This window comes from Ideonella oryzae (genome assembly GCF_024055665.1).
Classification (GTDB): Bacteria; Pseudomonadota; Gammaproteobacteria; order Burkholderiales; family Burkholderiaceae_C; genus Ideonella; species Ideonella oryzae.
On the sequence record NZ_JAMXMC010000007.1, the window covers coordinates 90,410 to 116,504 of the forward strand.

28 protein-coding genes are annotated in these 26,095 nt (G+C 70.5%); 19 read left to right on the forward strand and 9 right to left on the reverse strand.

Annotated features, from left to right (window positions below):
• Positions 1-8 precede the first annotated feature (8 nt).
• From M0L44_RS13050 to atpD, 3 genes are read right to left on the reverse strand one after another with little or no spacing between them, the layout of a single operon-like run.
• Complete coding sequence (locus M0L44_RS13050) at positions 9-290, reverse strand: AtpZ/AtpI family protein (protein WP_252770130.1); 282 nt, start codon at positions 288-290, stop codon at positions 9-11.
• Entirely contained in the window at positions 287-730 is a 444-nt protein-coding gene (locus M0L44_RS13055) for an ATP synthase subunit epsilon domain-containing protein (RefSeq protein WP_252770131.1), read from the reverse strand. Before M0L44_RS13055 ends, M0L44_RS13050 begins: the two co-directional genes overlap by 4 nt.
• A gap of 16 nt (positions 731-746) precedes the next feature.
• Entirely contained in the window at positions 747-2,177 is a 1,431-nt protein-coding gene (gene atpD / locus M0L44_RS13060) for a F0F1 ATP synthase subunit beta (RefSeq protein ID WP_252770132.1), read from the reverse strand.
• A 212-nt stretch (positions 2,178-2,389) separates the two neighbouring features.
• On the opposite strand from atpD, the gene M0L44_RS13065 reads away from it, so the two are divergent.
• The 7 genes from M0L44_RS13065 (at position 2,390) to M0L44_RS13095 (ending at position 9,496) form a co-directional block, all read left to right on the forward strand.
• Complete coding sequence (locus M0L44_RS13065; protein WP_252770133.1) at positions 2,390-3,427, forward strand: efflux RND transporter periplasmic adaptor subunit; 1,038 nt, start codon at positions 2,390-2,392, stop codon at positions 3,425-3,427.
• Between the two features lie 26 nt (positions 3,428-3,453).
• Positions 3,454-6,735, forward strand: coding sequence for an efflux RND transporter permease subunit (locus tag M0L44_RS13070; RefSeq protein ID WP_252770134.1), 3,282 nt, complete (start codon positions 3,454-3,456; stop codon positions 6,733-6,735).
• A gap of 35 nt (positions 6,736-6,770) precedes the next feature.
• Positions 6,771-8,060 carry an NAD(P)/FAD-dependent oxidoreductase gene (locus M0L44_RS13075; RefSeq protein WP_252770135.1) on the forward strand — a complete coding sequence of 430 codons (1,290 nt, stop codon included), beginning with the start codon at positions 6,771-6,773 and terminating at the stop codon, positions 8,058-8,060.
• 34 nt (positions 8,061-8,094) lie between these two features.
• Positions 8,095-8,325 (forward strand): YgaP family membrane protein, encoded by a 231-nt coding sequence (locus M0L44_RS13080; RefSeq protein WP_252770136.1) that lies wholly within the window; start codon positions 8,095-8,097, stop codon positions 8,323-8,325.
• Positions 8,326-8,443: 118 nt separating this feature from the next.
• Positions 8,444-8,734, forward strand: coding sequence for a metal-sensing transcriptional repressor (locus tag M0L44_RS13085; protein ID WP_022980753.1), 291 nt, complete (start codon positions 8,444-8,446; stop codon positions 8,732-8,734).
• A 37-nt stretch (positions 8,735-8,771) separates the two neighbouring features.
• Positions 8,772-9,218: an OsmC family protein gene (locus M0L44_RS13090; protein ID WP_252770137.1), complete on the forward strand. Its 447-nt coding sequence runs from the start codon at positions 8,772-8,774 to the stop codon at positions 9,216-9,218.
• Positions 9,215-9,496: a rhodanese-like domain-containing protein gene (locus tag M0L44_RS13095; RefSeq protein WP_252770138.1), complete on the forward strand. Its 282-nt coding sequence runs from the start codon at positions 9,215-9,217 to the stop codon at positions 9,494-9,496. Before M0L44_RS13090 ends, M0L44_RS13095 begins: the two co-directional genes overlap by 4 nt.
• Positions 9,497-9,514: 18 nt before the next feature.
• Here the strand turns inward: M0L44_RS13095 and M0L44_RS13100 are convergent, their stop codons facing one another.
• Both M0L44_RS13100 and M0L44_RS13105 read right to left on the reverse strand, forming a co-directional pair.
• Entirely contained in the window at positions 9,515-10,999 is a 1,485-nt protein-coding gene (locus M0L44_RS13100; RefSeq protein WP_252770139.1) for an ATP-binding protein, read from the reverse strand.
• Entirely contained in the window at positions 10,996-11,754 is a 759-nt protein-coding gene (locus tag M0L44_RS13105; protein ID WP_252770140.1) for a response regulator, read from the reverse strand. The genes M0L44_RS13100 and M0L44_RS13105 overlap by 4 nt, the downstream gene beginning before the upstream one ends.
• A 172-nt stretch (positions 11,755-11,926) precedes the next feature.
• Between M0L44_RS13105 and M0L44_RS13110 the strand changes: the two genes are divergently transcribed.
• From M0L44_RS13110 to M0L44_RS13120, 3 genes are all read left to right on the forward strand, one after another.
• Positions 11,927-12,538: a Spy/CpxP family protein refolding chaperone gene (locus M0L44_RS13110; protein ID WP_252770141.1), complete on the forward strand. Its 612-nt coding sequence runs from the start codon at positions 11,927-11,929 to the stop codon at positions 12,536-12,538.
• A 228-nt stretch (positions 12,539-12,766) separates the two neighbouring features.
• A complete protein-coding gene (locus M0L44_RS13115) occupies positions 12,767-13,765 on the forward strand; it encodes a cytochrome-c peroxidase (RefSeq protein WP_252770142.1) in 999 nt (332 codons plus the stop codon).
• A gap of 14 nt (positions 13,766-13,779) precedes the next feature.
• Positions 13,780-14,211: a Fur family transcriptional regulator gene (locus M0L44_RS13120; protein ID WP_252770143.1), complete on the forward strand. Its 432-nt coding sequence runs from the start codon at positions 13,780-13,782 to the stop codon at positions 14,209-14,211.
• A gap of 7 nt (positions 14,212-14,218) precedes the next feature.
• Here the strand turns inward: M0L44_RS13120 and M0L44_RS13125 are convergent, their stop codons facing one another.
• Both M0L44_RS13125 and M0L44_RS13130 read right to left on the reverse strand, forming a co-directional pair.
• Positions 14,219-14,857: a DUF599 domain-containing protein gene (locus M0L44_RS13125; protein ID WP_252770144.1), complete on the reverse strand. Its 639-nt coding sequence runs from the start codon at positions 14,855-14,857 to the stop codon at positions 14,219-14,221.
• Positions 14,858-14,862: 5 nt separating this feature from the next.
• A complete protein-coding gene (locus tag M0L44_RS13130; protein WP_252770145.1) occupies positions 14,863-15,468 on the reverse strand; it encodes a class I SAM-dependent methyltransferase in 606 nt (201 codons plus the stop codon).
• Positions 15,469-15,536: 68 nt separating this feature from the next.
• Between M0L44_RS13130 and M0L44_RS13135 the strand changes: the two genes are divergently transcribed.
• The 5 genes from M0L44_RS13135 to M0L44_RS13155 all read left to right on the forward strand — a co-directional run bounded on the left by M0L44_RS13135 (position 15,537) and on the right by M0L44_RS13155 (position 19,362).
• Positions 15,537-16,415: an MBL fold metallo-hydrolase gene (locus M0L44_RS13135; protein WP_252770146.1), complete on the forward strand. Its 879-nt coding sequence runs from the start codon at positions 15,537-15,539 to the stop codon at positions 16,413-16,415.
• Between the two features lie 3 nt (positions 16,416-16,418).
• Entirely contained in the window at positions 16,419-17,417 is a 999-nt protein-coding gene (locus M0L44_RS13140; RefSeq protein ID WP_252770147.1) for an SLAC1 anion channel family protein, read from the forward strand.
• A gap of 28 nt (positions 17,418-17,445) precedes the next feature.
• Entirely contained in the window at positions 17,446-17,835 is a 390-nt protein-coding gene (locus M0L44_RS13145; RefSeq protein ID WP_252770148.1) for a thioredoxin domain-containing protein, read from the forward strand.
• 110 nt (positions 17,836-17,945) lie between these two features.
• Entirely contained in the window at positions 17,946-18,206 is a 261-nt protein-coding gene (locus M0L44_RS13150; protein ID WP_252770149.1) for a hypothetical protein, read from the forward strand.
• Between the two features lie 130 nt (positions 18,207-18,336).
• Positions 18,337-19,362: a sulfate ABC transporter substrate-binding protein gene (locus tag M0L44_RS13155; RefSeq protein WP_252770150.1), complete on the forward strand. Its 1,026-nt coding sequence runs from the start codon at positions 18,337-18,339 to the stop codon at positions 19,360-19,362.
• 9 nt (positions 19,363-19,371) lie between these two features.
• Here the strand turns inward: M0L44_RS13155 and M0L44_RS13160 are convergent, their stop codons facing one another.
• Both M0L44_RS13160 and M0L44_RS13165 read right to left on the reverse strand, forming a co-directional pair.
• The gene (locus M0L44_RS13160) at positions 19,372-19,860 is read right to left on the reverse strand and encodes a glutathione peroxidase (RefSeq protein ID WP_252770151.1); all 489 of its coding nucleotides are present in this window, start codon (positions 19,858-19,860) and stop codon (positions 19,372-19,374) included.
• Positions 19,857-20,507, reverse strand: coding sequence for a glutathione S-transferase family protein (locus M0L44_RS13165; protein WP_252770152.1), 651 nt, complete (start codon positions 20,505-20,507; stop codon positions 19,857-19,859). Before M0L44_RS13165 ends, M0L44_RS13160 begins: the two co-directional genes overlap by 4 nt.
• 187 nt (positions 20,508-20,694) lie before the next feature.
• Here M0L44_RS13165 and cysT point away from each other — a divergent pair, with 187 nt between their 5' ends.
• The 4 genes from cysT to M0L44_RS13185 all read left to right on the forward strand — a co-directional run bounded on the left by cysT (position 20,695) and on the right by M0L44_RS13185 (position 26,082).
• Positions 20,695-21,600: a sulfate ABC transporter permease subunit CysT gene (gene cysT / locus M0L44_RS13170; protein ID WP_252770153.1), complete on the forward strand. Its 906-nt coding sequence runs from the start codon at positions 20,695-20,697 to the stop codon at positions 21,598-21,600.
• An 18-nt stretch (positions 21,601-21,618) separates the two neighbouring features.
• Complete coding sequence (cysW, locus tag M0L44_RS13175; RefSeq protein ID WP_252770154.1) at positions 21,619-22,518, forward strand: sulfate ABC transporter permease subunit CysW; 900 nt, start codon at positions 21,619-21,621, stop codon at positions 22,516-22,518.
• Positions 22,515-23,531 (forward strand): sulfate/molybdate ABC transporter ATP-binding protein, encoded by a 1,017-nt coding sequence (locus M0L44_RS13180; RefSeq protein WP_252770155.1) that lies wholly within the window; start codon positions 22,515-22,517, stop codon positions 23,529-23,531. The genes cysW and M0L44_RS13180 overlap by 4 nt, the downstream gene beginning before the upstream one ends.
• A 193-nt stretch (positions 23,532-23,724) precedes the next feature.
• The gene (locus M0L44_RS13185; protein ID WP_252770156.1) at positions 23,725-26,082 is read left to right on the forward strand and encodes a PAS domain S-box protein; all 2,358 of its coding nucleotides are present in this window, start codon (positions 23,725-23,727) and stop codon (positions 26,080-26,082) included.
• The last annotated feature ends 13 nt before the right edge of the window (positions 26,083-26,095 follow it).

The window sequence follows — 26,095 nt, forward strand, 5'->3', positions numbered from 1 at the left end:
CCTGCGCCTCAGCGCCCGTGGCTGCGGAAGAACCACACCACATTGCCCACGCCCACAGCCAGGCCCAGCAGGATCAGGTTGACGGTCCAGCGCACGCTGTAGCCGGCGGACAGGCTGTCCAGCCAGCGGCCCAGGTAGGCGCCACCCACCAGGGGCACGCACAGCAGCAGGCCGGCCGTGCCGCCGGTGACCAGCAGGCCCAGGAAGCCGGCCTGGCGGGCGCGGGTCAGGCGGCCGAGCTGGCGCTCGGCGTTGCGGCGCATCGGATCGGGGGACGGCTGATCGCTCATGGGCGGGCTCCGGGGGCGGTCTGGGCCAGTTGCTGCAGGCGGCGCATCAGGGCCAGGTCCAGCTGCAGATGCTCCTCGCGGGTGGACAGGCGCAGGCGCTGGTCGCCCGCCAGCAAGGCGTCCAGGCGCTGCAGCAGCGTCGCCGCGTCCGCATCCACCAGGAAGCGGCTGCTGACGATGCGCACCGTCTGCGCACCCGCCTCCCAACCGCTGCGCAGCAGGCCACCGGCGCAGGCGCCGCAGTGCCAGTCGGCGTCGGCGGCATCGGTGGCCAGGCGGTAGCGGAACAGGCCGGGCTCCAGCACCGTCATCTGCGGCTCGTGGCGCGGCCACAGCGCGAACTGGCCTTGGGCGTCCTCCGCCACCAGACGAACCACCCCGTCCAGGCGGCGGACCTGCTGGGCGTCCAGCAGGCAGAGGGTGAAGCCGGGGCGGTCCATCGCGCGTCCTGGGGGTTCAGGCGCTGGCCACCGGGGCCGCGGTGGGTTTGGGGGCGGGCATCGCGCCCTGCATGTAGCAGGCGTCCTCGGTCAGGCCGTCGTAGGCCCCGTCCAGGAAGCGCTCACAGTCGGCCAGCAGGGTGTCCAGCGGCACGGTCACGCCGGGCAGACCGGTGTGGTCGGCCACGACCTGGAAGGGCTGGGTCAGGTAACGCTGCAGGCGGCGGGCCCGGCGCACGGTGCGCTGGTCCTCGGGCGACAGCTCCTCCAGGCCCAGCATGGCGATGATGTCCTCCAGCGCCTTGTAGCGGGCCAGGTGCTCGCGCACCGCGCCGGCCACCCGGTGGTGGCGCTCGCCCACGATGTGCACGTCCAGCATGCGGCTGTTGGAGGCCAGCGGATCCACCGCCGGGTAGATGCCGCGGGCGGCCTGCTCACGCGAGAGCACCACGATGGAATCGAGGTGGGCCTGGATGGCGGCCATCGAGGGGTCGCTCATGTCGTCGGCCGGCACGTAGACGGCCTGCACCGAGGTGATGGCCCCCTGCCGGGTGGACAGGATGCGCTCCTCCAGCGTGGCCACCTCGGTCAGCAGCGTGGGCTGGTAGCCGACGCTGGACGGCATGCGGCCCAGCAAGCCGGAAATCTCGGAGCCGGCCTGGACGAAGCGGAACAGGTTGTCCATCAGGAACAGCACCTCGCCGTGGCCGGCATCGCGCAGGGCCTCGGCACAGGCCAGGGCGGTGAAGCCGGTGTGGTAGCGCACGCCCGGGGTCTCGTCCATCTGGCCGAAGACCATCACGGTGCGCTGCATCACGCCGGCATCGCTCATCTCATGCCACATCTCGTGGCCCTCGCGGATGCGCTCGCCCACGCCGGCAAACACCGAAGCCCCTTGGTAGAGCGTACTCACCGCGTGCATGAACTCCATCATCAGCACCGTCTTGCCCACGCCGGCCCCGCCGAACAGCCCGGTCTTGCCACCGCGCACGAAGGGGCACAGCAGGTCGATCACCTTGATGCCGGTGGGCAGAATCTGCTGACCGGGCAGGGTGTCGGACAGGCGGGGCGGCGGGGTCATCACTGGGCGGTTGAGGGCCGGGTCCAGGGGGGGGCCACCATCGAGCGGGCGGCCCTGCACATCCAGCAGGCGGCCCAGGCAGGCCTCGCCGGCCGGCACGGTCAGCGGCGCGCCGGTGTCGTGCGCCGGCAGGCCGCGGGCCAGACCCTCGGTGCTTTCCAGCGCGATGGTGCGCACCACGCACTCGGAGACGTGCTGCTCCACCACCAGGGTGACCGCATGACCGTCCAGCGGCACGGTCAGCACATGGCCCAACTGGGGCAGAGGCCGCCCCCGCACCGCCACCACGGGGCCATGCACGGCCACCACCCGGTGGGCGGCCTCTGCCACGGGGTGCGGCGCGCTGGCGTGGAATCCGTCGGTCATTGGGGGATCTGCCGGAAGTTCGGCGCTCAGTTTGACGCGGCGCAGCATCCGCTGGAATTGCTTTACATCAAGAATGCGCCGGCTGTGAGGTTGTTCACTGGCGACGGACGCACCTCGCCCGGGAGGGCGAAATCCCTGACTTGCCCGGGTGTTACAGGCTCTGTTACGATACCCCAATGGGTATCAAGACACACACGGCCGGGAGTCCTTCGATGAAGCATGTCGCATGGTTGGCGTCGATGTGGCTGGGCTGCGCGGCAGCCATGGCTGCCCCCGTGCCCACCGTGACGGTGGGCAGCAGCCCGGCGGGTGCCGGCTTCGAGCTGGACGGCACGGTGGAGGCCCTGCGCCAGGCCACGGTGGCCGCCCAGGTGGCCGGCAATGTGACCAGCCTCGCGGTCAAGGCTGGCGACAGGGTGCACGCCGGTCAGCTGCTGGCCCGCATCGACGCCCGCAACACCAGCGCCGGCCTGCTGCAGAGCGATGCCGCGGTGGCCCAGGCCGAGGCCCAGCTGCAGAACGCCAAACTCAATGCCCAGCGCCAGCGCGAATTGCGCCAACAGGGCTTTGTCAGCCAGTCGGTGGTGGACCAGGCCGACACCAGCCTGAAGGCCGCCCAGGCCGCGCTGGACCAGGCCCGCGGCGCGCGCAGCCAGGCCGCCCTGGCCCGCGGCTTTGCCGATGTGAGCGCCCCCTTCGACGGCGTGGTGCAGGCCACGCTGGTGGACACCGGCGACCTGGCCGCGGCCGGTGTCGGCGTGGTGACGATGTACGCCCCCGGTGCGCTGCGCGCCGTGGTGCAGGTGCCCGCCTCGCGCGCGGCGTTGGCCCGCGCCGCCACCCACCCCGAGGTGCGACTGCCCGACGGCCGCTGGGTGAGCCCGGTGCAGCGCACCGAGCTGCCCGCCACCGACCCGGTGGCCCAGACGGTGGAATGGCGCCTGGACCTGCCGACCGGCACGAGCCTGTCGCCGGGCCAGAGCCTGCGGGTGCGCTTTGACGCGCCGGCCTCGGCCGCCACCCCCGCGGTGCTGAGCGTGCCGGCCGCGGCCGTGCTGCGCCGCGGCGAACTGGAAGCCGTCTACGTGGCCCGCCAAGGGCAGTTCGTGCTGCGCTCGGTGCGCCTGGGCACGTCTGGCCCGGGCCAGCAGGTGCCGGTGCTGGCCGGCCTGAAGGCCGGTGAGCAGGTGGCCGCCGATGCGGTCCAAGCCGGCCTGGCCGGTGCCACCCCGGCCGGCGCGGCGCGCTGAACACAGCGCGCAGGACAGGACCCCCAATGAGCCACCCCCACGACCCCACCGACACCGGCGCCGAGCCGGTGCTGGGCATTTCCGGCCGACTGGCCCGCGCCTTCCAGGCCAATGCCATCACGCCGCTGCTGGCCCTGGTGGCCCTGCTGCTGGGCCTGTTCGCAGTGCTGGTCACCCCGCGCGAGGAAGAGCCGCAGATCAACGTCACCATGGCCAATGTGCTGATCCCCTTCCCGGGGGCCAGCAGCGAGGATGTGCAGGCCATGGTGGCCCGCCCGGCCGAGCAGGTGCTCTCGCAGATCGCCGACATTGAGCACACCACTTCGGTGTCGCAGCCGGGCATGGCCGTGCTGACCGTGCAGTACAAGGTCGGCGTGCCGCGCACCGAGGCCCTGGTGCGCCTGTACGACGTGCTCAACGCCAACTCCGACTGGCTGCCCGCCGGCCTGGGCACCCTGGCGCCCATCGTCAAGCCCAAGGGCATCGACGACGTGCCGGTGCTGGGCATCACGCTGTGGGCCAAGGACGCCCGCAGCGGCGTGGAGCTGGAGCGGGTGGCCCACACGCTGGAGGCCGAACTCAAGCGCGTGCCCGGCACCCGCGAGGTGCAGACCATCGGCGGCCCCGGCCGCGCGGTGAACGTGGCGCTGGACCCGTCGCGCCTGCGCGAACGCGGGGTGGACGTGATGTCGCTCAAGGCCAGCCTGCAGGCGGCCAACCAGGGCATGCCCGCCGGTGCGGTGGTGCAGCCCCAGGGCAACCAGCTGTTGACGGTGGAGACCGGCCAGTTCCTGCGCAACGCCGACGAGGTCGGCGACATCGTGGTGGGCGTGCACGCGGGCAAGCCGGTCTACTTGCGCGAAGTGGCCCAGATCACCCCGGGCGCGGCCCAGCCCAGCCACCTCGTCTGGTACACCCCGGGCAGCGCCCCGCTGTCGCCGGAGGAATCGGCCTCGGCCCCGGCCGGTCAGGTCTACCCGGCGCTGACGCTCACCGTCACCAAGAAGCCGGGCCAGAACGCGGTGGACGTGGCCCGTGCCGCTCGCGCCCGGGTGGACGAGTTGCGCAACGCGGTGATCCCGGATGGCGTGGAGGTCAGCATCAGCCGCGACTACGGCGAGACCGCCGCCGAGAAGGCCAACAAGCTGATCCAGAAGCTGGCCTTCGCCACCGGCTCGGTCATTCTGCTGGTGGGCATCGCCCTGGGTCGGCGCGAGGCCATCATCGTCGGCTCGGCGGTGATCCTGACGCTCACGGTCACGTTGTTCGCCTCCTGGGCCTGGGGCTTCACGCTCAACCGGGTCTCACTGTTCGCGCTGATCTTCTCGATCGGCATCCTGGTGGACGACGCCATCGTGGTGGTGGAGAACATCCATCGCCACCAGGCGCTGGACCCGCACAAGCCGCTGCGCGAGATCATCCCGGTGGCGGTGGACGAGGTGGGCGGCCCCACCATCCTGGCCACGATGACGGTGATCGGCGCGCTGCTGCCGATGGCCTTCGTGACCGGGCTGATGGGCCCGTACATGAGCCCGATCCCGATCAACTCCAGCCTGGGCATGGCGCTGTCGCTGGCCATCGCCTTCACGGTCACGCCCTGGCTGGCCCTGAAGCTGATGAAGCCGCATGCCGGTGAGGGCGCCATGCCGCACACCCCCAGCGGCGCGGCCGGCGTGGGCGCCCGCCTGGGCAACTTCTTCGCCGCCCTGCTCCGGCCCCTGCTGCAGAGCGCGAAGAAGCGCTGGATGCTGCTGGGCGGTATCCTGGTGGCGCTGATGCTCTCGGTGGGCCTGACGCTGGTGCAGTGGGTGGTGCTGAAGATGCTGCCCTTCGACAACAAGTCGGAGTTCCAGGTCATCGTCAACATGCCGGCGGGCACCCCGCTGGAGGACACCGCCTCCACCCTGCAGGACCTGGGCGCCTTCCTGTCCCGCCAGGCCGAGGTGCGCGACCTGCAGGGCTATGCCGGCACGGCCAGCCCCATCACCTTCAACGGCCTGGTGCGCCAGTACTACCTGCGCAGCGAGGCCGACCAGGGCGACCTGCAGGTCAACCTGGTGGACAAGCACCACCGCTCGGAGAAGAGCCACGCCATCGCCCAGCGCCTGCGCCCCGACCTGGAGAAGATCGCCGCGGCCCACGGCGCGCGCATCCAGGTGGTGGAGGTGCCGCCCGGCCCGCCGGTGATGAGCCCGCTGGTGGCCGAGGTCTACGGCCCCGACGAGGCCGGCCGCCAGGCCGTGGCCGCCCAGGTGGCCCGGGCCTTCCACGCCACGCCGGACATCGTCGGCATCGACACCACCCTGAAGGAGGACGCCCCGCGCGCCTTCCTGCGGGTGAACCGCCAGCGCGCCGAATCGGCCGGCATCGCGGTGGCCACCATCGCGCAGACGGTGCAAGCCGCCCTCTCGGGCACCGATGCCGCCTGGCTGCACACCGGCCACGACAAGTACCCGGTGCCGGTGCGGCTGCAACTGCCGCGCGACAGCCAGATCGGCCTGGACGCGCTGCTGGCCCTGCCGCTCAAGGCCGCCAACGGCCAGCTGGTGCCGCTGTCGGAGCTGGTGCGGGTGGAGACCGGTGTGATCGACAAGCCGCTCTACACCAAGGACCTGCACCCGGTCAGCTACGTCTTCGGCGACATGGCCGGCAAGCTGGATTCGCCGCTGTACGGCCTGTTCGCCATCCGCCCGCACCTGAAGGATGCGGTGCCAGCCGGCCACGGCACGCTGGGCGAGTACTGGATCCACCAGCCCTCCGACCCCTTCACGCAGTACGCGATCAAGTGGGACGGCGAGTGGCAGATCACCTACGAGACCTTCCGCGACATGGGCGCGGCCTACGGGGTGGGCCTGATCCTGATCTACCTGCTGGTGGTGGCGCAGTTCAAGAGCTACGGCACGCCGCTGATCATCATGGCGCCCATCCCGCTGACCCTCATCGGCGTGATGCCGGGCCATGCCCTGCTGGGCGCGCAGTTCACCGCCACCAGCATGATCGGCATGATCGCGCTGGCCGGCATCATCGTGCGCAACTCCATCCTGCTGGTGGACTTCATCGAGCTGCAGCTGGCCCAGGGCGTGCCCTTCCAGACGGCGGTGATCGAGTCGGCCCGGGTGCGCGCCCAGCCCATCGCCCTGACCGCGCTGGCGGCCATGATCGGCGCCTTCTTCATCCTCGACGACCCGATCTTCAACGGCCTGGCCGTCTCGCTGATCTTCGGCATCCTCGTCTCCACCCTGCTCACGCTGGTGGTGATCCCGGTCCTCTACTACGCGATGCTGCGGCATCGCCATGAAGCTGCGTAACCGCCGTCGCCAGAACGGCACTTCAGGAGACAACCATGGCCCACATCGTCATCATCGGCGCCGGCATCGGCGGCATGCCCTGCGCTTACGAGCTGCGCGAAATGCTCCCCAAGGAGCACCGGATCACCGTGGTCAGCGCGGTGGACTACTTCCAGTTCGTGCCCTCCAACCCCTGGATCGCGGTGGGCTGGCGCCAGCGCGAGGAGATCGTGCTCAAGATCGCCCCGCTGCTGGAGAAGAAGGGCATCGCCTTCATCCCTTCGGCCGTCTCCGCCATCGATGCGCCGGGCAACCAGCTCACGCTGGCCAATGGGCAGACCCTGGCCTATGACTACCTGGTGATCACCACCGGCCCCAAGCTCAGCTTCGACGAGGTGCCGGGCGCCGGCCCGGCGGCCCATGGCGGCGGCGGCCACACCCACTCGGTGTGCTCGGTGGACCATGCCGAGGCCTTTTGGCGCGACTACCAGGAGTTCCTGAAGAACCCGGGTCCGATCATCGTCGGTGCCATGCCCGGGGCCAGCTGCTTCGGCCCGGCCTACGAGTTCGCCTTCATCGTCGATGCCGACCTGCGCAAGCGCAAGCTGCGCCACAAGGTGCCGATGACCTATGTCACCAGCGAGCCCTACATCGGCCACCTGGGCCTGGGCGGCGTGGGCGACAGCAAGTCCATGCTGGAGAGCGAGCTGCGCAACCACGACATCAAGTGGATCACCAGTGCCAAGACCACCCAGGTCGAGGCGGGCAAGCTCTTCACCACCCAGCTCGACGACCAGGGCAATGTGCTCAAGCAGCATGAGCTGCCCTTCCAGCTGGCCATGATGCTGCCGGCCTTCAAGGGCGTCGAGCCGGTGGCCGCGGTGCCCAACCTGTGCAACCCGCGCGGCTTCGTGCTGATCGACGAGTACCAGCGCAGCAAGGCGTACAAGAACATCTTCTCGGCCGGCGTCTGCGTGGCCATCCCGCCGGTGGAGGTGACCCCGGTGCCCACCGGCGCGCCCAAGACGGGCTACATGATCGAGACCATGACCTCGGCCATCGCCCACAACATCGCCGACGAGCTGGCCGGCCGCCCGGCCACCGCCCAGGGCACCTGGAACGCCATCTGCCTGGCCGACATGGGCGACACCGGCGCCGCCTTCGTGGCCCTGCCGCAGATCCCGCCGCGCAATGTCAACTGGTTCAAGAAGGGCAAGTGGGTGCACCTGGCCAAGGTGGCCTTCGAGAAGTACTTCCTCTCGAAGATGAAGTCCGGCAACTCCGAACCCATCTACGAGAAGTACGTGCTCAAGGCCCTGGGCATCGTGCGCCTGACCGACCGCTGATCCCCCGTTTTTTCGTGTCCACAGGGAGCTTCCCATGACCATCACCCGCCTGCTGCGCATCATCCCCGGCCTGTTCATCCTGCTGTCCCTGGCCCTGGGCGTGGAGGGCAGCCCCCTGTTCGTGAACAAGTGGTGGCTGGCCTTCACCGCCTTCGTTGGCCTGAACCTGCTGCAGTTTGGCTTCACCAACGTCTGTCCGATGGCCCTCATCCTGAAGAAGCTGGGGGTGCCCGAGGGCGACGGCGCTGCCTGCTGCAGCCGCTGAGCCCGCCTTCGGGGGACGGGCCACCGGTCCGATCCCCCCTCGAATGCCCCCTCTGCAGGAAGACCTCACAATGGCAGCTTCTCAAACGGAATCCACTCCCCCCGAGGAGCCCTGTGCCATGTCGATGTTGACCGACGATAAGACCCGCACCGACCTGCTCAACCGCCTGAAGCGCGCCGAAGGCCAGCTGCGCGGCATCCAGCGCATGATCGAGGAAGGCCAGCCCTGCCAGGACGTGGCCAGCCAGATGGCGGCGGTGCGCAAGGCGCTGGACAGCACCTATGTGCGCATGACCGTGTGCTTCATGGAGCAGGAGCTGGGCGCCCACCTGGGGTCCAACCCCAAGGGCCGCAAGCAGCTCACCGAAGTGCTGGGCGAAGTCCAGACCCTGCTGGGCAAGGTGCGTTGAACAGCCGCCCGCCGATCCCCTGTTGCCGGAGACCCCGATGAGCCAGGATGCCGTGACCGTTCGCCTGACCCAGGTGCAGGATTACCAGTTCGACGTGGATTTCGGTGCCGGCATCCCGGCGCTGCGCTGCGACGAGCCGCCGCCGCTGGGCCAGAACCAGGGCCCTTCGCCCATGCACCTGTTGGCCGCCGCGGTGGCCAACTGCCTGTCGGACTCGCTGCTGTTTGCACTGCGCAAGTTCAAGCAGCAGCCCGAGCCGCTGCACACCGAGGTCTCGGCCGATGTGGGCCGCAACGCCGAGGGCCGCCTGCGGGTGCTGGGCATGCGCGCCACGCTGACGCTGGGCGTGCCCGCGGCCGCGCTGGAGCACCTGGACCGGGTGCTGGCCAGCTTCGAGCAGTACTGCACCGTCACCCAAAGCGTGGCCCAGGGTTTCCCGGTGGAAATCCAGGTGCTCGACGCCACCGGAGTCCGATTGAAATGAGCTCTCCCGACCCCCTGCTGATCGATGTGCGTTCCCCCGGCGAATACGCTGGCGGCTACCTGGACGGCGCGGTGAACCTGCCGCTGGACCAGCTGCAGGCCGGCATCGCCCGGGTGGCGCCGGACCTGAGCCAGCCCATCGTGCTGTACTGCGCCTCGGGCGGTCGTTCGGGCATGGGCTGCATGCTGCTGCAGCAGATGGGCTACCGCCAGGTCAGCAACGGTGGCGGCATCGGCATGCTGGCCATGAGCAGCCAGCGGCCTGTGCGTCGACTCTGAGGCGCTCTTCGCCACGCCTCAGCGCGGCAAGCGCAGCGTGGCCTCCAGCCCACCTTCCGGGTGGTTGCGCAGGCTCAGCGTGCCCCCCGCGCCCTCGGCGATCTGGCGGGCGATGGCCAAGCCCAGCCCGCTGCCGCCGGTGACCCGGTTGCGCGAGGCCTCCAGCCGGAAGAAGGGCTCGAAGACCTGCTCCAGCGCCTCGGGCGGAATGCCCGGACCGGCGTCCCGCACGCGGATGGTCAGCGCCTCGGGGCTGTCCTGCACGTCCAGCACCGCGCGCTGGCCATAGAGCACCGCGTTGTCGACCAGGTTGCTGACGCAGCGGCGCAGTGCCGCCGCCCCGCCCAGCCAGGGGCGCTCGCACGCCCCCGCCAGCTGCACGTCGCGCCCCATCGCCTGCTGGTCGGCCTGCAGGCTCTCCAGCAGCGCCATCACATCGACCGGCCGGCGCTCCTGCGCCTGCTCCAGGCCGCGCAGGTGGTCCAGCGCATCGCTCACCATCTGGCCCATCTCGTCCAGGTCGTGCTCCATGCGCGCGCGCAGGTCCTCGTCGTCCAGCAGCTCGGCACGCAGGCGCATGCGGGTGAGCGGCGTCTTCAGGTCGTGCGACATGGCCGCCAGCATGCGGGTGCGCCCCTCCAGGGTGCGGCTCAGCCGCTGCTGCATGCGGTTGAAGGCGCGGTTGGCCTGCGCCACTTCCTGCGGTCCTGTTTCGGGCAGGGGCGCCTGCCGCAGGTCCCGCCCCAGGCCATCCGCCGCGCGGGCCAGGTCGGCCAGCGGCCGGGTGACCCGGCGCACGGCCCACCAGCTCAGGGCCGCCACGGTGACGGCCAGCACCAGCAGCGACACCGGCACCCGCCAGGGCAACGGGGTGTCGTCGACCAGGGGCCGGTTCTCCAGCCGCAGCCACTGCCCGCCTTGCAGCGGCACCTGGGCCACGAAGACCAGGCCGGCGTGGTGATGCCAGCGCTCGGCACGCTGGGCCCGCCAGGCGGCCCGCGAATCGGCCGGCGAGGCACTGGACGCTGGCAGCGGCGACGGCTCCGGCGGCTCGGCCAGCGGCCCGGGTCGCGGCGGTGGCATCACCTGCCAGGCCGCCAGCTCGAAGGGGCGCTCATCGCCCAGCCCCTGGCGCAGGCCCTGCCGGTAGAACGCCAGCGCGGCCTCGGGCGCGGCGGTGGCGGCCGGGCCCGGCGCCTGCAGGGGCTCGGGCGCCTCCAGCAGACGCACCCGCAGCGGCGGCGCGTCCATCAGGCGCACGAAGCGCTGGCGCTCGACCACATCCAGCGTGTCCAGCAGCAGCACCAGGTCTGCCACACGCCGGGCCGGCTGCAGGCCGGTGCTGCGCTGCACCACCCGGTCGCGCTCGGCCAGGTTGATCCACAGGCTCAGGCCCTGCCCGGCCACCAGGCCGATCAGCAGCACGCCCAGCAGGCGGCCGTACAGGGTGCGGGGCCACCAGCGCCAGCGGCGGGTGGCGGAGGTCCGCTCACCGCCGCTCATGCTTGCACCGTCACCGCAGCGGCCAGCACATAGCCCTCGCCCCGCACCGTCTTGATGACACGCGGGTCGCGCGAATCGTCGCCCAGGCGGTGGCGCAGGCGGCTGATCTGCACATCGATGGCCCGGTCCAGCGGATCGGCCTCGCGGCCCTGGGTCAGGTCCAGCAGCTGGTCACGGTTGAGCACCCGGTTGGGGTGGGCCAGCAGCACCCGCAGCAGCTTGTATTCGGCGCCGCTCAGGGCCACCACCACCCCGTCGGGCGATTCGAGCTGGCGGGCCTGGGTGTCCAGCACCCAGCCGGCAAACTGCAGGCGCCGGGCGCCGTCGGGCTGCAGGTTGCTGGGCAGGCTGCGCGCCCGGCGCAGGATGACCTTGATGCGCGCCATCAGCTCGCGGGCGCTGAAGGGCTTGGGCAGGTAGTCGTCGGCGCCCATCTCCAGGCCCACGATGCGGTCGGTCTCCTCGCCGCGGGCGGTCAACATCACCACCGGGATGTCGGACTTCGCCCGCAGGTCGCGGCACAGGGTCAGGCCGTCCTCGCCGGGCAGCATCAGGTCCAGCACGATGAGGTCGAAGCGCGTGGCCTCCAACGCCCGCCACATGGCCCGGCCATCGCCCACGGCACTGACCTTGAAGCCGTTGCGGCCCAGGTAGGTGGCCAGCAGGGTGCGGATCTCGGCATCGTCGTCGACGATCAGCACATGGTCGGGGCCGTCGGCACGGCCATCCTGGGGAGACAGCAGGGGAGCATTCATGGGCGTGATTGCAACGTCAACCGGTCCGGCTGACCAGCGGTTTTGTAACGCAGCATGTCAAGCCGCGTTCCGGCAACCCAGATTGACAAAAAGGGCCTTGCCTGACACGCAGGGCTGACATGGCAGCGGTGCAATGGGCACCGTGATGAACCAACTCCAGGAGATTGTCGCCATGCGCCGACTCACCGCCTCTGCTCCCCGCCGCCTGCTGCCCGTTCTGGCCGGTGCGGCCCTGTCCCTCGGCCTGCTGGGCGCCCAGGCCCAGACCGCCAGCGCCCCGGTGGCGCCCCCGCCCGGCGCCTCGGCACCGGCCCCGGGCTGGCACCACCGCGCCGAGCGCGGCAACTTCGACCCGGTGGCCCGGGCCAAGGACCACCTGGCCCGGCTGAAGGCCGAGCTGAAGATCACCCCCGCCCAGGACAAGGCCTGGCAGGGCTTTGCCACCCAGGTGAGCCAGCAGGCCGAAACAATGAAGAAGCGTTTCGCCCAGCGCCCCGACCCGAAGGCCGAGGCCCAGATGCATGCCCCCGAACGCATGGCCCAGCAGCTGGCCCAGATGCAGGAGCACCTGAAGGACATGCAGGCCCTGCGTGACCGGGTGGCGGATCTGTATGCCGTGCTGACCCCGGCGCAACAGACCCTGGCCGACCAGCACTTCGCCCGCATGGGCCGGGAGATGCGCGAGCACATGGGACATGGCATGGCGCATGGCATGGGCCATCCCGGCCCGATGGGCCCTGGCGGCCCGGGCCCGCGTGACGGCGGCCCCGACATGCCACGCTGAGCGCCGCGGCAGCGCGGTTTGCGCCAACGCAAGGCGCACGCAGGTTCCGCAATGGGAAGACTGCGGCTTGCGGCGGCGCAATCTGACGGGCTCCCCCCGAGGCTGTAATGCGTCCAACGTCTGGACTGAGTCCAAGCCGGATCCAGACGGGCCAGCCTCGCTCCACCACTCCCCGCGGCGCGGCTGACGGCTTGGGCCGCCTCGCGCGGGGGGTGTGTTGGAGCGATCATGACTCTCAAGAGGATTCCCGCCCTGCTGGCCACCTTGCCGCTGGCCCTGAGCGCCGCCCTGGCCGCCACGCCTGCCGAACCGATCCAGCCCATCCCGGCCGCCAAGCCCGGCAACCCGGCCATGGTGGAACTGGGCAAGAAGCTCTACTTCGAGCCGCGCCTGTCCAAGTCGGGCGTCATCTCCTGCAACTCGTGCCACAACCTGAGCATGGGCGGCACGGACAACCTCAAGACCTCCATCGGCGACCACTGGAAGCAGGGGCCGATCAACGCGCCCACGGTGCTGAACTCCAGCATGAACCTGGCGCAGTTCTGGGATGGCCGCGCCAAGGACCTGCAGGCCCAGGCCGGCGGCCCCATCGCCAACCCGGGCGAGATGGCCTTCTCGCACGGCCTGGCCGTGGAGTTCCTGAGCTCCATCCCGGGCTACCGGGCCGAGTTCAAGAAGGTGTTCAAGCAGGACGCCATCACCATCGACGAGGTGACGAAGGCAATTGCAGCCTTCGAGGAGACCCTGGTCACGCCCAATGCCCGCTTCGACCAATGGCTCAAGGGTGACAAGAAGGCCATCACCGCCGACGAACTGGCCGGCTACAAGCTGTTCAAGGACAGCGGCTGCGTGGCCTGCCACAACGGCCCGGCGGTGGGCGGCAACTCCTTCCAGAAGTTCGGCATCGTGTCTCCGTACAAGACCGCCAACGGCGCAGAAGGCCGCTCCGGGGTGACGGGTAAGGACGCCGATCGCTTCAACTTCAAGGTGCCCACGCTGCGCAATGTGGAACTGACCTACCCGTACTTCCACGACGGCGAGGCCGCCACGCTGACCCAGGCGGTGGACACCATGGGCCGGCTGCAGCTGGGACGCCAGTTCAGCGACGTCGAGAACGCCAAGATCGTGGCCTTCCTGAAGACGCTGACCGGCGAGCAGCCGCACATCACGCTGCCCATCCTGCCGCCCTCCACGGATGCCACCCCGCGTCCCCATCCCTTCGACTGAAGACTGGAGACGCCATGCCGGCCACACCCGACACCGCCCTGCAGGTCCGCCTGCAGCAGGCCGGCATCGGCCCCACGCTGCAGCGCCTGGCCATTGCCGAGGTGCTGCTGCGCCAGCCCTGCCACATGACGGCCGACCAAGTTCTGGCCGCCGCGCGGCGGTGGCTGCCCAGCCTGTCGCGGGCGACGGTCTACGGCACGCTGCAGCTGTTTGTGCGGCAGGGCCTGCTGCGCGAGCTGCCCATCGATGGCGAGGCCACGGTCTACGACTCCAACCTGGCGCCGCACCACCACCTGTACCACGAGGACACCGGCGAGGTGAGCGATGTGCCCGCCGAGGCGCTGCAGGTGCTGGGCCTGCCCGCCCTGGGCGAGGGCCTGGAGCTGGCGGCGGTGGACGTCATCGTGCGGGTGCGCCGCCGCGGCAGCCGCCCAGCGGCGGCCTGAGTCAGCGTCAGTCGATGGCGCCGGGCCGGTCGAACTGCCAGAGCACCCAGACCAAGCCCAGGCTGGCCGGTGGCATCAGCCAGGGGTTGACGATGCCGCCCACCAGCGGCGCCACCATCAGGAAGGTGCGCAAGCCCCAGCCATACAGATAGCCGGCACGGGTCAGGTAGTCGGTGGCCAGCGGGACCAGGGCCACGCGCTCGGGCGAGCCCGCGGGCATGGACATCGCAAAGCCCGCGTGGTTGTAGTAGCGCATCGACAGGGCCGAGCAGACGAAGGAGCTGAACAGCACCACCATCAGCGCCAGGCCCAGGATGTCCAGCGGCGTCACCGAGCTGGGCCGCAGGGTGTGCAGGCCGGCGGCCAGCTGCGAGCCCGCCAGGCTGACCGCGCCCATCATGCACAGCGCCGCGGTGGAGGCCGAGATGGTGGCCGACATCAGCGAGTTGCGCAGCGTCTGCACCGCGACGATCTCGAAGCCCGGCTTCTCGGCCAGCGCCCGCACCCAGTCCCCACGCATGCGTGCGTGGGCGGCCCGCGCCACGCGCTCGGGCTCGCGCCGGCCCATCACCAGCACGCGCAGCTCGTAGGCCAGCACGATGATGCTGCCAATCACCAGACCGGCCCAGGTGCTCCAGGTGTCCACGCCGTTCACGGGCGCACCCCCACATAGCGGGTGACCCGGGCCGGGCCCTGGTGGCCGGGTCCTTCGTCCAGCAGCACCTCGGCCTCCTCGCCCAGCTGCTCCGTCAACAGCCCGGCAAAGTCCGCCCGCAGGGCGGCCAGCGTCACCAGCATGTCCACGTCCCGTGGCCCGCCGCTGGTGTGGCCCAGCTGCGCCGGGTGGAAGGCCTCGATCAGCAGGCGGCCGCCCGGCCGCAGCCCCGCCACCAGCCGGCGGTGCAGGCCGGTGCGCAGGGCCGAGGGCAGGTGGACATAGACCAGCACCACCGCGTCGAAGGCTGCGGGCGGCGGCGCCCAGTCGGCCAGATCGGCCTGCTCGCCCGTCCAACGCGCGCTCACGCCGCGCCGGGCCGCCAGTTCGGCCGCCTTGGCCAGGCCCACGGCCGAGCTGTCCACCGCCAGCACCGAGTGACCCTGCTCGGCCAGCCAGACGCTGTTGCGGCCCTCGCCATCGCCAGGCAGCAGCACCCGGCCCGCCGGCCAGGCCCGCGCCTGCTGTCGCAGAAAGGCATTGGCTTGCAGGCCATACTTGAAGCCGGGCTCGGCAAAACGCTCATCCCAGAATTGACTCATTGCACGAACGGTTGTTGGTGGGGGGCTAATATACCCACCACGGTATCAAAACCAGAGGACGGCTCTCGATGACCCTCCAGGCACAGATCGAATCATTCCACGACCCGGCGACCCACACCTTCAGCCACCTGGTGCTGGACCCGGTCACCCGGGACTGCGCCCTGATCGATACGGTACTCGATTACGACCCCGCCTCGGGCCGCACATCCACCGCCAGCGCCCAGCGCCTGCTGGACCGGGTGCAGGCCCTGCAGGCCCGGGTGGTCTGGATCCTGGAGACCCATGTGCACGCGGACCACCTCTCGGCCGCGGCCTGGCTGAAGGCGCGGCTGGGCGGGCAGGTTGGCGTGGGCGAGCACATCGTCACCGTGCAGCAGACCTTCGGGCGGCTGTTCAATGCCGAACCGGGCTTCGTGCCGGACGGCCGGGCTTTCGACCACCGTTTCACCGACGACGAGGTCTTCCAGATCGGCTCGCTGCGCCTGCGCGCCCTGCACACCCCCGGCCACACGCCCGCCTGCATGAGCTACCTGCTGGAAGACGACGCCCAGCCGGCGGCCTTCGTGGGCGACACCCTGTTCCGGCCGGACTATGGCAGCGCGCGCTGCGACTTCCCCGGCGGCGATGCGGCGGTGCTCTACCGCTCGGTGCGCCGCCTGCTGGCCCTGCCGCCGCACACCCGCCTGTACTTCTGCCACGACTACCCGGCCGCCGGCCAGGCGCCGCAGCTCAGCAGCACGGTGGCCGAGCAGCGGGCGGCCAACATCCACCTGCACGACGGGGTGGACGAGGCCGACTTCGTGGCCCTGCGCCGCCAGCGCGACGCCACGCTGGCCATGCCCACGCTGCTGCTGCCCTCGGTGCAGGTCAACATGCGGGCCGGCCACCTGCCGCCCGCCGAGGACAATGGCACCCGCTACCTCAAGATTCCCCTCGATCGGCTCTGACCCATGGCGTCCTCCCCCACCCCGCTCAAGCACCTGGCCCCCGGCTGGTTCGCCATCCCCATGGGCCTGTGCGGCCTGTCGCTGGCCTGGTGGCGGGCCGCCCCGCTGATGGGCGAGATGGCCACCGGCATCGCCCTGGTCTGTGGCTTGGCCGCGGCCCTGGCCTGGGTGGCCCTGGGGGTGGCCAGCCTGCTGCGCTGGCAGCGCCACCCGCAGGCCTGGGCCGAGGACCTGAAACACCCGGTGCGCCACACCCTGGTGGCCACCCTGCCGGTGGCCACGCTGCTGCTGGCCACGGTGGGCGTGGCGGCCCTGGGGCCGCACCCGGCCGTGCGCGGGCTGTGGTGGCTGGGCTCGCTGGGGCAGTTCGGCGTCACGCTGTGGGTGATGGCCCGCTGGTGGCGGCCCAAGGAACAAGGCGGCCTGGCCTGGCCGAGCATCACCCCGGCGCTGCTGATCCCGGTGGTGGGCAATGTGGTGGCGCCGCTGGGTGGCGTCGCGCTGGGGCATGGCGACTGGGCCACCGCCCAGTTCGGCATCGGCCTGCTGCTGTGGCCGGTGGTGCTCGCCCTGCTGGGGGCCCGCAGCCTGGTGCAGGGCCCGATGCCCGAGCGCCTGCTGCCCACCGCCTTCATCCTGATCGCGCCGCCGGCCGTCTGCGGCAGCGCGGTGCTGGAGCTGGGCGCCCCGCTGGCGCTGGGCTGGCTGTTCTGGGGCATGGCCCTGTTCGCCCTGGGCTGGGCCGCCACGCTGGCGCGCCGGCTGCAGCCCCTGGCCTTCTCGGTGATGCACTGGGCGCTGTCCTTCCCGCTGGCCGCCCTGGCCAGCCTGACCCTGCGCCTGGCCCGGCCCGGCGACGGGCTGGCCGTGCTGGGCCCGGTGCTGCTGGCCCTGTGCTCGCTGATCATCCTGGGCCTGTTGATGGCCACCTGGCGCGGCCTGCGCGAGGGCAGCCTGCTGGCGCCCGAGCCGGTGGCGCAGATCATCCCCTCGGGCCCTTGAGCCCCGCGGCGGTGGCACACTGCCGGCCATGTCCACCGCCGAGTCGTCCTCCCCCGCCCTGCTGCTGGCCTGCCTCTGCGCGGCCTGGTGTCCCACCTGCGTGAGCTACCAGCAGGCCTTCCAGGCCCTGGCCGCCCAGCACCCCGAGGCGCACCTGGTGTGGATCGACATCGAGGACCACGCCGATGCGCTGGAGGACGGCGACGAGGACATCCCGGACATCGAGAACTTCCCCACGCTACTGCTGCTGCGCGACGGACAGCCAGTGTTCCACGGCACGGTGCTGCCGCATGCCCAGGTGGCCGAGCGCCTGCTGCAGCAGGCCCCGTCCCTGCGGCCGCTGGCCGACGCACCGGTGCGGGCCCTGGCCCGCGCGGTGGCCGGTCTGGCCGAAGACCAGGCCCTGCGCGTGGGTTGAAGCCCGGGCCGATATGCACCCACCGGGCTAGCTTGCGCGAAAGAAGTCGTTCGCGCTGGCGGGGCCCGGCCAGATCATGGACTGACTTCCCCCGCAGAAGGAGCCATGCCATGTCCGCCACGACGCACCCTGCCACGCTGGCCCTCACCCTGGATCCCACCGCCTGGTCGATCCAGCTCCTGCAGGCGCACCCGGGCCTGCTGCTGACCCTGGGCCGGCAGTTGCGCGTGGCCGGCTACCGGCTGGACCCCGCCGACCTGACGGCCGCGCTGCTGAACGAAGGCCGGGCCGACGCCACCGACGCCTGCGGCCAGCGGGTCGCGGTGCGCATGCGCCTGGCCCTGCAGCTGGACGTGCAGCAGGCGGCCTGAGCGCACACGACCCGCCGGGCTTGTGCGCGGCGCGCATAAGGAAGCGCGTTTTGATTCGTTCCTCGCTGCAGGCGGGCTTCCTAGCATGGGACACATCCCATCTGCCGCACCGCGGCCTCAAAGGAAGCCCATGCCGTCCCGCCGTACCGCCCTGTCCCGCCTGAGCCATCTGGCGCTGGCCGCCACCCTGGCCGCCACCGCCCTGCCCAGCTTCGCCAAGGACGTCACGCTGCTCAACGTGTCCTACGACCCGACGCGCGAGCTCTACCAGGACTACAACAAGGCCTTCGCCGCCTACTGGAAGGGCAAGACCGGCGACGTGGTGACGGTCAAGCAGTCGCACGGCGGCTCGGGCAAGCAGGCCCGCTCGGTCATCGACGGCCTGGAGGCCGATGTGGTGACCCTGGCGCTGGGCTATGACATCGACGAGCTGCATGGCGTGGCCAAGCTGATCCCGGCCGACTGGCAGAAGCGCCTGCCGCACAACAGCTCGCCCTACACCTCGACCATCGTGTTCCTGGTGCGCAAGGGCAACCCCAAGGGCATCAAGGACTGGGACGACCTGACCAAGCCAGGCGTGAGCATCATCACCCCCAACCCCAAGACCTCCGGCGGTGCACGCTGGAACTACCTGGCGGCCTGGGGCTATGCGCTGAAGAAGCCCGGCGGCAGCGAGGCCAAGGCCAAGGACTTCGTCGCGGCCCTGTACAAGAACGTGCCGGTGCTGGATTCGGGCGCCCGCGGCTCGACCACCACCTTCGTCGAGCGCGGCATCGGCGACGTGCTGATCGCCTGGGAGAACGAGGCCTTCCTGGCCGTCAAGGAACTGGGCCCGGACAAGTTCCAGATCGTCGTGCCCTCGGTCAGCATCCTGGCCGAGCCGCCGGTCGCGGTGGTGGACAAGGTGGTGGACAAGCACGGCACCCGGGCCGTGGCCCAGGCCTACCTGGAGTACCTGTACTCGCCCGAAGGCCAGAAGATCGCCGGCGAGAACTACTACCGCCCGGTGGACCCGAAGGTGGCCGCCCAGTTCGACAAGCTCTTTCCCAAGCTCAAGCTCTTCACCATCGACGACACCTTCGGCGGCTGGGCCAAGGCCCAGTCCACCCACTTCAACGACGGCGGCGTCTTCGACGCGATCTACGCGAAGAAGTGAGCCAATGCTTCAGGGGCGGGGCAACGCCGCCTCGATGTCCGCGGCCAGGCCTTCGGGCTTGTCCAGCGGGGCATAGCGGCGCAGCACCCGCCCGTCCGGGCCGACCAGGAACTTGGTGAAGTTCCACTTGATGCCCTCGGTGCCCAAGAGCCCGGGGGCTTCGTGCTTGAGCCAGCGGTACAGCGGATGCGTATCGGCCCCATTCACCGCGATTTTGCCGAACATCGGGAAGCTGACCTCGTAGCGCAGGCTGCAGAACTGGCGGATCTCCTGGGCATCGCCCGGCTCCTGGTGGCCGAACTGGTCGCAGGGAAAGCCCAGCACCGCAAAGCCCTGGGGCCCGAAGCGGCGCTGCAAGGCCTCCAGCCCTTCGTACTGGGGCGTGAAGCCGCATTGGCTGGCCACATTGACCACCAGCAGGGCCTGGCCCGCGTGGTCGCGCAGGTTGGCGGCCTGACCGTCCAGCGTGGTCAGCGGGATGTCCGGCAGCGCGCTCATGCGGACGCCTCCACCAGGGCCTGCAGCTGGGCCCGGGCCTGCTGCACCGCCGGCCGCGCGCGCATGCGCTCGCGGTGTTCCAGCAGCCAGGGGAAGGCGGCGGTGTCCACGCCATCGCCCTCCAACCATTCGCCGATCGTGTAGAGATAGGGGTCGGCCACGGTGCACTGGCTGCCGAACACCCAGGGGCCTTGCCACCAGTCGCGGCCGATCAGCGTGAAGGCCTCGTGCATGTTGGGGCCGACCTTGGCCTTCATCGGCTCCAAGCTTGCCGGATCGTCGGACCAGCGCGCGCCGCGGAACTTGTGCGCATGGGCCACATGCACCGTGCTGGCCAGATAGCTGTTGAAGGCCTGCAGGCGGGCCCAGGCGAAGGCATCGTCCACCGGCCCCAGCCGGGCCTCGGGAAAGGCCTGGGCGACGAAGGCCAGCAGGGCCGGCGTTTCCACCAGGGGACCACGCTCGGTGACCAGGGCCGGCACGCGGCCCAGCGGGTTCAGGGCCAGAAAGGCCGGGCTGCGCTGCTGGCCACCGGCAAAGTCCACCCGCCGCAGCTGGACGGGCGCCTGCGCCTCGCACAGCGCGATGTGGGTGGCCTGGGCGCAGGTGCCCGGCGCCAGGTAGAGGGTCCAGTGGCGGGGATCCATGGTCGTTCCTCGGTCGGTCATGACAGGCCGGCGATTGTGGGGCGGATCACGCCGCCCTGCACCAGACAACGTCTTTCGCATATCGAAGCGCGTTTTGATTCGTTCCTTGTCATCAGGGGGCTGCCTAGCATCTGTTCACGCATGTACTTCCACGCAGACCGCATGAGCGGCCCACGCCCACCCCACCATGAACGCCGCCACACCGCCCCTTGACGCCGCCCTGGCCCCATCCGGGCCCCGGCCACGCCGGTCGCCCCAGGGGCTGCTGTCCCGGCTGCTGCTGCGCCAGCGCAGCGTGCTGCCCGGCTTCGACCTGTCGCTGGGCCTGACGCTGTTCTACCTGGGCCTGATCGTGCTGCTGCCGCTCAGCGCGGTCTTCCTCAAGACCTTCACCCTCAGCGCGGACGCCTTCTGGGCCGCCGTGGCCTCGCCACGGGTGCTGGCCTCCTACCGGCTGACCTTTGGCGCCTCGCTGGCCGCCGCCCTGCTCAATGCCGCGGCGGGTCTGCTGGTGGCCTGGGTGCTGGTGCGCTACCGCTTTCCCTTCCAGCGGGTGATCGACGCCCTGGTGGACCTGCCTTTCGCGCTGCCCACCGCGGTGGCCGGCATCGCGCTGACCGCGCTGTACGCGCCCAACGGCTGGATCGGGCAGTGGCTGCCGTTCCAGGTGGCGTTCACGCCCACCGGCGTCTTCGTGGCCATGACCTTCATCGGCCTGCCTTTCGTGGTGCGCACGGTGCAGCCGGTGCTGGAGGACCTCTCGCGCGAACTGGAGGAGGCCGCCGCCACGCTGGGCGCCACGCGCGGCCAGACCTTTGTGCACGTGATCCTGCCCACGCTGGCGCCGGCCCTGCTGACCGGCTTCGCCCTGGCCTTCGCCCGCGCTCTGGGCGAGTACGGCTCGATCATCTTCATCGCCGGCAACATGCCGATGGTCTCGGAGATCACGCCGCTCTTGATCATCACCAAGCTCGAGCAATACGACTACGCCGGCGCCACCGCCATCGCGGTGGTGATGCTGGTCACCGCCTTCGCGCTGCTGCTGCTGATCAACCTCATCCAGGCCTGGTCGCGTCGGCGCCAGGGCCGCTGAGCCAGGAGTCTCCCCGCCATGTCTTCCCCCCTCACCGCCCTGCCCGCCCGTTCGGCCTTGCAGGCCACGGCCGAGCCGGCCTGGGTCCGGCTCACGCTGATCACGCTGGCCCTGGCCTTCCTGTCGCTGTTCCTCTTCGTGCCCCTGGTGGCCGTCTTCGTCGAGGCCTTCAAGAAGGGCTGGGACGTGTACATCGCGGCCATCGTCGAGCCCGACGCACTCTCGGCGGTCAAGCTCACCTTGATCGCCGCAGGCATCTCGGTGCCGCTGAACCTGGTGTTCGGTGTCTGCGCCGCCTGGGCCATCGCCAAGTTCGACTTCCGCGGCAAGAACCTGCTGCTCACCCTGATCGACCTGCCCTTCTCGGTCAGCCCGGTCATCGCCGGCCTGATCTATGTGCTGGTGTTCGGCCTGCAGGGCTGGTGGGGCGAATGGCTGCGCGACCAGGACCTGAAGATCATCTTCGCAGTGCCTGGCATCGTGCTGGCCACCGTGTTCGTGACCTTTCCCTTCGTCGCCCGCGAACTGATCCCGCTGATGCAGGCCCAGGGCAGCGAGCAGGAGGAGGCCGCCCGCGTGCTGGGCGCCAATGGCCGGCAGATCTTCTGGAAGGTGACCCTGCCCAATGTGAAGTGGGCCCTGCTGTACGGGGTGATCCTGTGCAATGCGCGGGCCATGGGCGAGTTCGGTGCGGTGTCGGTGGTCTCCGGCCACATCCGCGGCAGCACCAACACCCTGCCGCTGCACATCGAGATTCTCTACAACGAATACCAGTTCGCCGCCGCCTTCGCGGTGGCCTCGCTGCTGGCCGGTCTGGCCCTGGTGACCCTGGTGCTGAAGTACCTGGTGGAGCAGCGCGTCAAGCACACCCTGTCGTCCCATGGCGCGGACGACGTCGCTGAAGGAGCCCCCGCATGAGCATCGAAGTCCGCCACCTGGTCAAGCGCTTCGGCCCGCTGACCGTCTGCGACCACCTGAACCTGGACATCCCCTCCGGGGAGCTGGTGGCGCTGCTGGGCCCCTCGGGCTCGGGCAAGACCACGCTGCTGCGCATGATCGCCGGGCTGGAGCAGCCCGACGAGGGCAGCGTGTTGTTCCACGGCGAGGACGCCACCGAGGTCTCGGTGCGCGAGCGCAACGTGGGCTTCGTGTTCCAGCACTACGCCCTGTTCGGCCACATGACCGTGGCCGACAACATTGCCTTCGGCCTGCGGGTGCGCCCGCGTGCCAGCCGCCCGTCCGAGGCGGCGATCCGCGAGAAGGTCAAGGAGCTGCTGCACCTGGTGCAGCTGGACACCCTGGCCGGCCGCTTCCCGCACCAGCTCTCCGGCGGGCAGCGCCAGCGCGTGGCCCTGGCCCGTGCGCTGGCGGTGGAGCCCAAGGTGCTGCTGCTGGACGAGCCCTTCGGCGCGCTGGACGCCAAGGTGCGCAAGGAGCTGCGCCGCTGGCTGCGCCGGCTGCACGACGAGATGCACGTGACCAGCGTCTTCGTCACCCACGACCAGGAGGAAGCCATGGAGGTGGCCGACCGCATCGTCGTGATGAACCAGGGCCGCATCGAGCAGGAGGGCTCGCCCGACGAGGTCTACGACCAGCCGGCCACGCCCTTCGTGCTGAAGTTCCTGGGCGACGTGAACCTCTTCCACCGCCGCACCGAAGCCGGCGAGGCGGTGAGCTATGTGCGGCCACACGAGCTGGACATCGTCGCGCAACCGCAGGCCGACACCTGGTCGGTGACGCTGTCGCAGACCCTCACCGTGGGGCCCAACACCCGCATCGAGTTCCTGCGCGAGGAGGACGGCAGCCTGGTGGACGTGGAGCTCTCCCGCGAGGCCTGGCGCGGCCTGCAGCGCGAGCTGGGCCTGGCCCCGGGCAGCCGGGTGCACCTGAAGCCGCGGCGGATCACCCGTTTCGGTCAGGTCGGGGTTTGAGCCGCGCGGCCTGACGAGGCCCTATAGCCCCCTATAGGTCAGATACGTCTCGTGACAAGAACTTGACTTATCTCAAATGACGCCGGGACGGCGGCCTCAGGACATTCCCCTGGGCCACCCTGGGCAGGTACATTGAAATCTGTCGGCCCGCATCGACGTGGATGCGCAGGCCGGCTTCTTCATGTCCGCGCAGTTGTCCCTTCCTTCCGCCTGCCCCTGTCCGACACCGGCACCGGCCCCCACCGAGGCCGTGCTGCCCGATGACGCCTGCATTGCCAAGGACTCGCAAGGCCGGATCGAGCGCTGGAGCCCTGCCGCCGAAGCCCTGTTCGGCTATGCCGAGCATGAGGCCCTGGGGCAGGGCGCGGAGTTGCTGCTGCCGGAATCGCATCGGCACGAGTCCCTCTGGATTGCCCACCGGCTGGCGCAGGGCGAAAACATCCTCCATCTCTACACCCGGCGACGGCACAAGTCCGGCCATCTGCTGCCGGTCAGCCTGACGGCCCGGGCCCGACGCACCGCCGACGGACAGTTGGCGGGCATCGACAAGCGCTACCGCCGCCTGGGTGACGAGTGCGCCATCGTGCGGCAGCTGACCCTGGAGGCCAGCGACTTCGCCCGCCTGTTCGCCCGCACGCCGATGCCCATGTGCATCACCCGCATGACCGACGGCACGGTGCTGGCCATCAACACCAGCTTCCAGAGCTTCATGGCGCGGGAGGAAAGCGCGCTGCTGGGCCGCCGCACCCTGGAACTGGGCCTGTGGCGGTCGGCCGGCGAGCGCAGTGCGCTGCTGGAGCGGCTGCACCGGGAGGGCCGCGTGCACAACGCCCCGCTGGTCGTGACGCTGGGACGCGAGGGCGGGCCACAAGACGCACGCGAGGTGCTGGCCAACATCGAACCGGTGACGCTGGGCGGGCAGCCCTGCCTGTATGTGCTGCTCAACGACATCTCGGGTTGGCGCCAGGCCGAACGCCAGCTGCTGCGTCGCGACCAGGAGTTTGCCGACCTGGTCAACAACGCCAGCGACGCCATCGTCAGCATCGATGCGCACCAGCGGATCTGCCTGTTCAACCGCGCCGCCGAACAGATGTTCCAGGTGAACGCCGAGGAAGCCCTGGGGCAGACGCTGGACCGCTTCATCCCGGGTGAGTGGCGCAACCGCCATGCCGCCCTGGTGCAGCAGTTCATCGACAGCGGCGCAGAAGCCCGGCGCATGGGCAGCGGCCGGCTCATCCACGGCTGCCGTGCCGATGGCTCGGTGTTCCCCATCGAGGCCTCGATCTCCCGGGTGGGCCAGGGCGACAGCCTGCGCCTGACGGTGGTGGCCCGCGATGTCTCTCAGGCCAAGGCGGCCGAGCAGGATCACCTGGCGCGCATTGCCGCCGAATCGGCCAACCAGGCCAAGACGGCCTTTCTTTCCCGCATGAGCCATGAGCTGCGCACGCCGCTCAATGCCGTGCTGGGCTTCACCCAGCTGCTGCTGTCCGGCCGGCAGGATCCGCTCTCTTCGACCCAGGTCCGACAGGTGGAGCTGGTGCAACAGGCCGGCTGGCACCTGCTGGCCCTGATCAACGACGTGCTGGATCTCTCGCGCATCGAGAACGGCCAGCTGCGGGTGGAAGCCCGGGCCATCGACCCGGCCCACTGCCTGCAGGAGGCCCTGGCCTTGGCCGCGCCCCAGGCCCAGGCCAGCGGCATCGGACTGGAAGGCCCGCCGCCGGACGCGAACCTGCCCGTGATCCTGGCCGATCCGCTGCGGCTGCGCCAGGTGCTGCTGAACCTGCTGAGCAATGCCATCAAGTACAACCGCCCCCACGGGGAGGTGAAGCTGCAGGCCCGGCGCCTGGACGACGGGCGACTGCAGGTGCAGGTCTGCGACAACGGCCTGGGGCTGACGGCCGATCAGCTGCAGCACCTGTACGAGCCGTTCAACCGCCTGGGCCGCGAGCGCTCGCACACCGAAGGCACGGGCATCGGCCTGGTGCTCTCGCGCGAGCTGATGCGCCTGATGGGCGGCGAGTTGCAGCTGCACAGCGCGCCCGGCCAGGGCACGCGCGTGGACCTGTGGCTGCCCACCGCGCCCGAGGGCACGCCGCCGGCCCCCCCGGCCGCGGCCCCCGCCCCCGACGCTGCCGCCGGCACCACCGCCGACGCCGACTGGGGTGGCCGAGTGCTCTACATCGAAGACAACCCGGTGAACCAGCTGCTGATGCAGCAGCTGCTGGCGCGCTGCCCCACCGTCTCGCTGCAGTGCGTGGACACCGGCACGGCCGGCCTGCAGGCGGTGGCGGAACAGAACCCCGACCTGGTGCTGCTGGACATGCAGCTGCCCGACATGAGCGGGCTGGAATGGCTGCAACGCCAGGCCCCGGCGATTGCCGAGGGGCGGCTGCGGGTGATCGCCGTGTCGGCCAGCGCCATGTCCGGCGATGTGGCGGCCGCCCGGGCCGGCGGGGCGGTGGACTACTGGACCAAGCCGCTGCGCCTGGACCAGGTGGTGCACGATCTGGCGGGCTGGCTGCGCGAACCGGCGGGCCCGGCGAACTGAGCATGCACCGCGT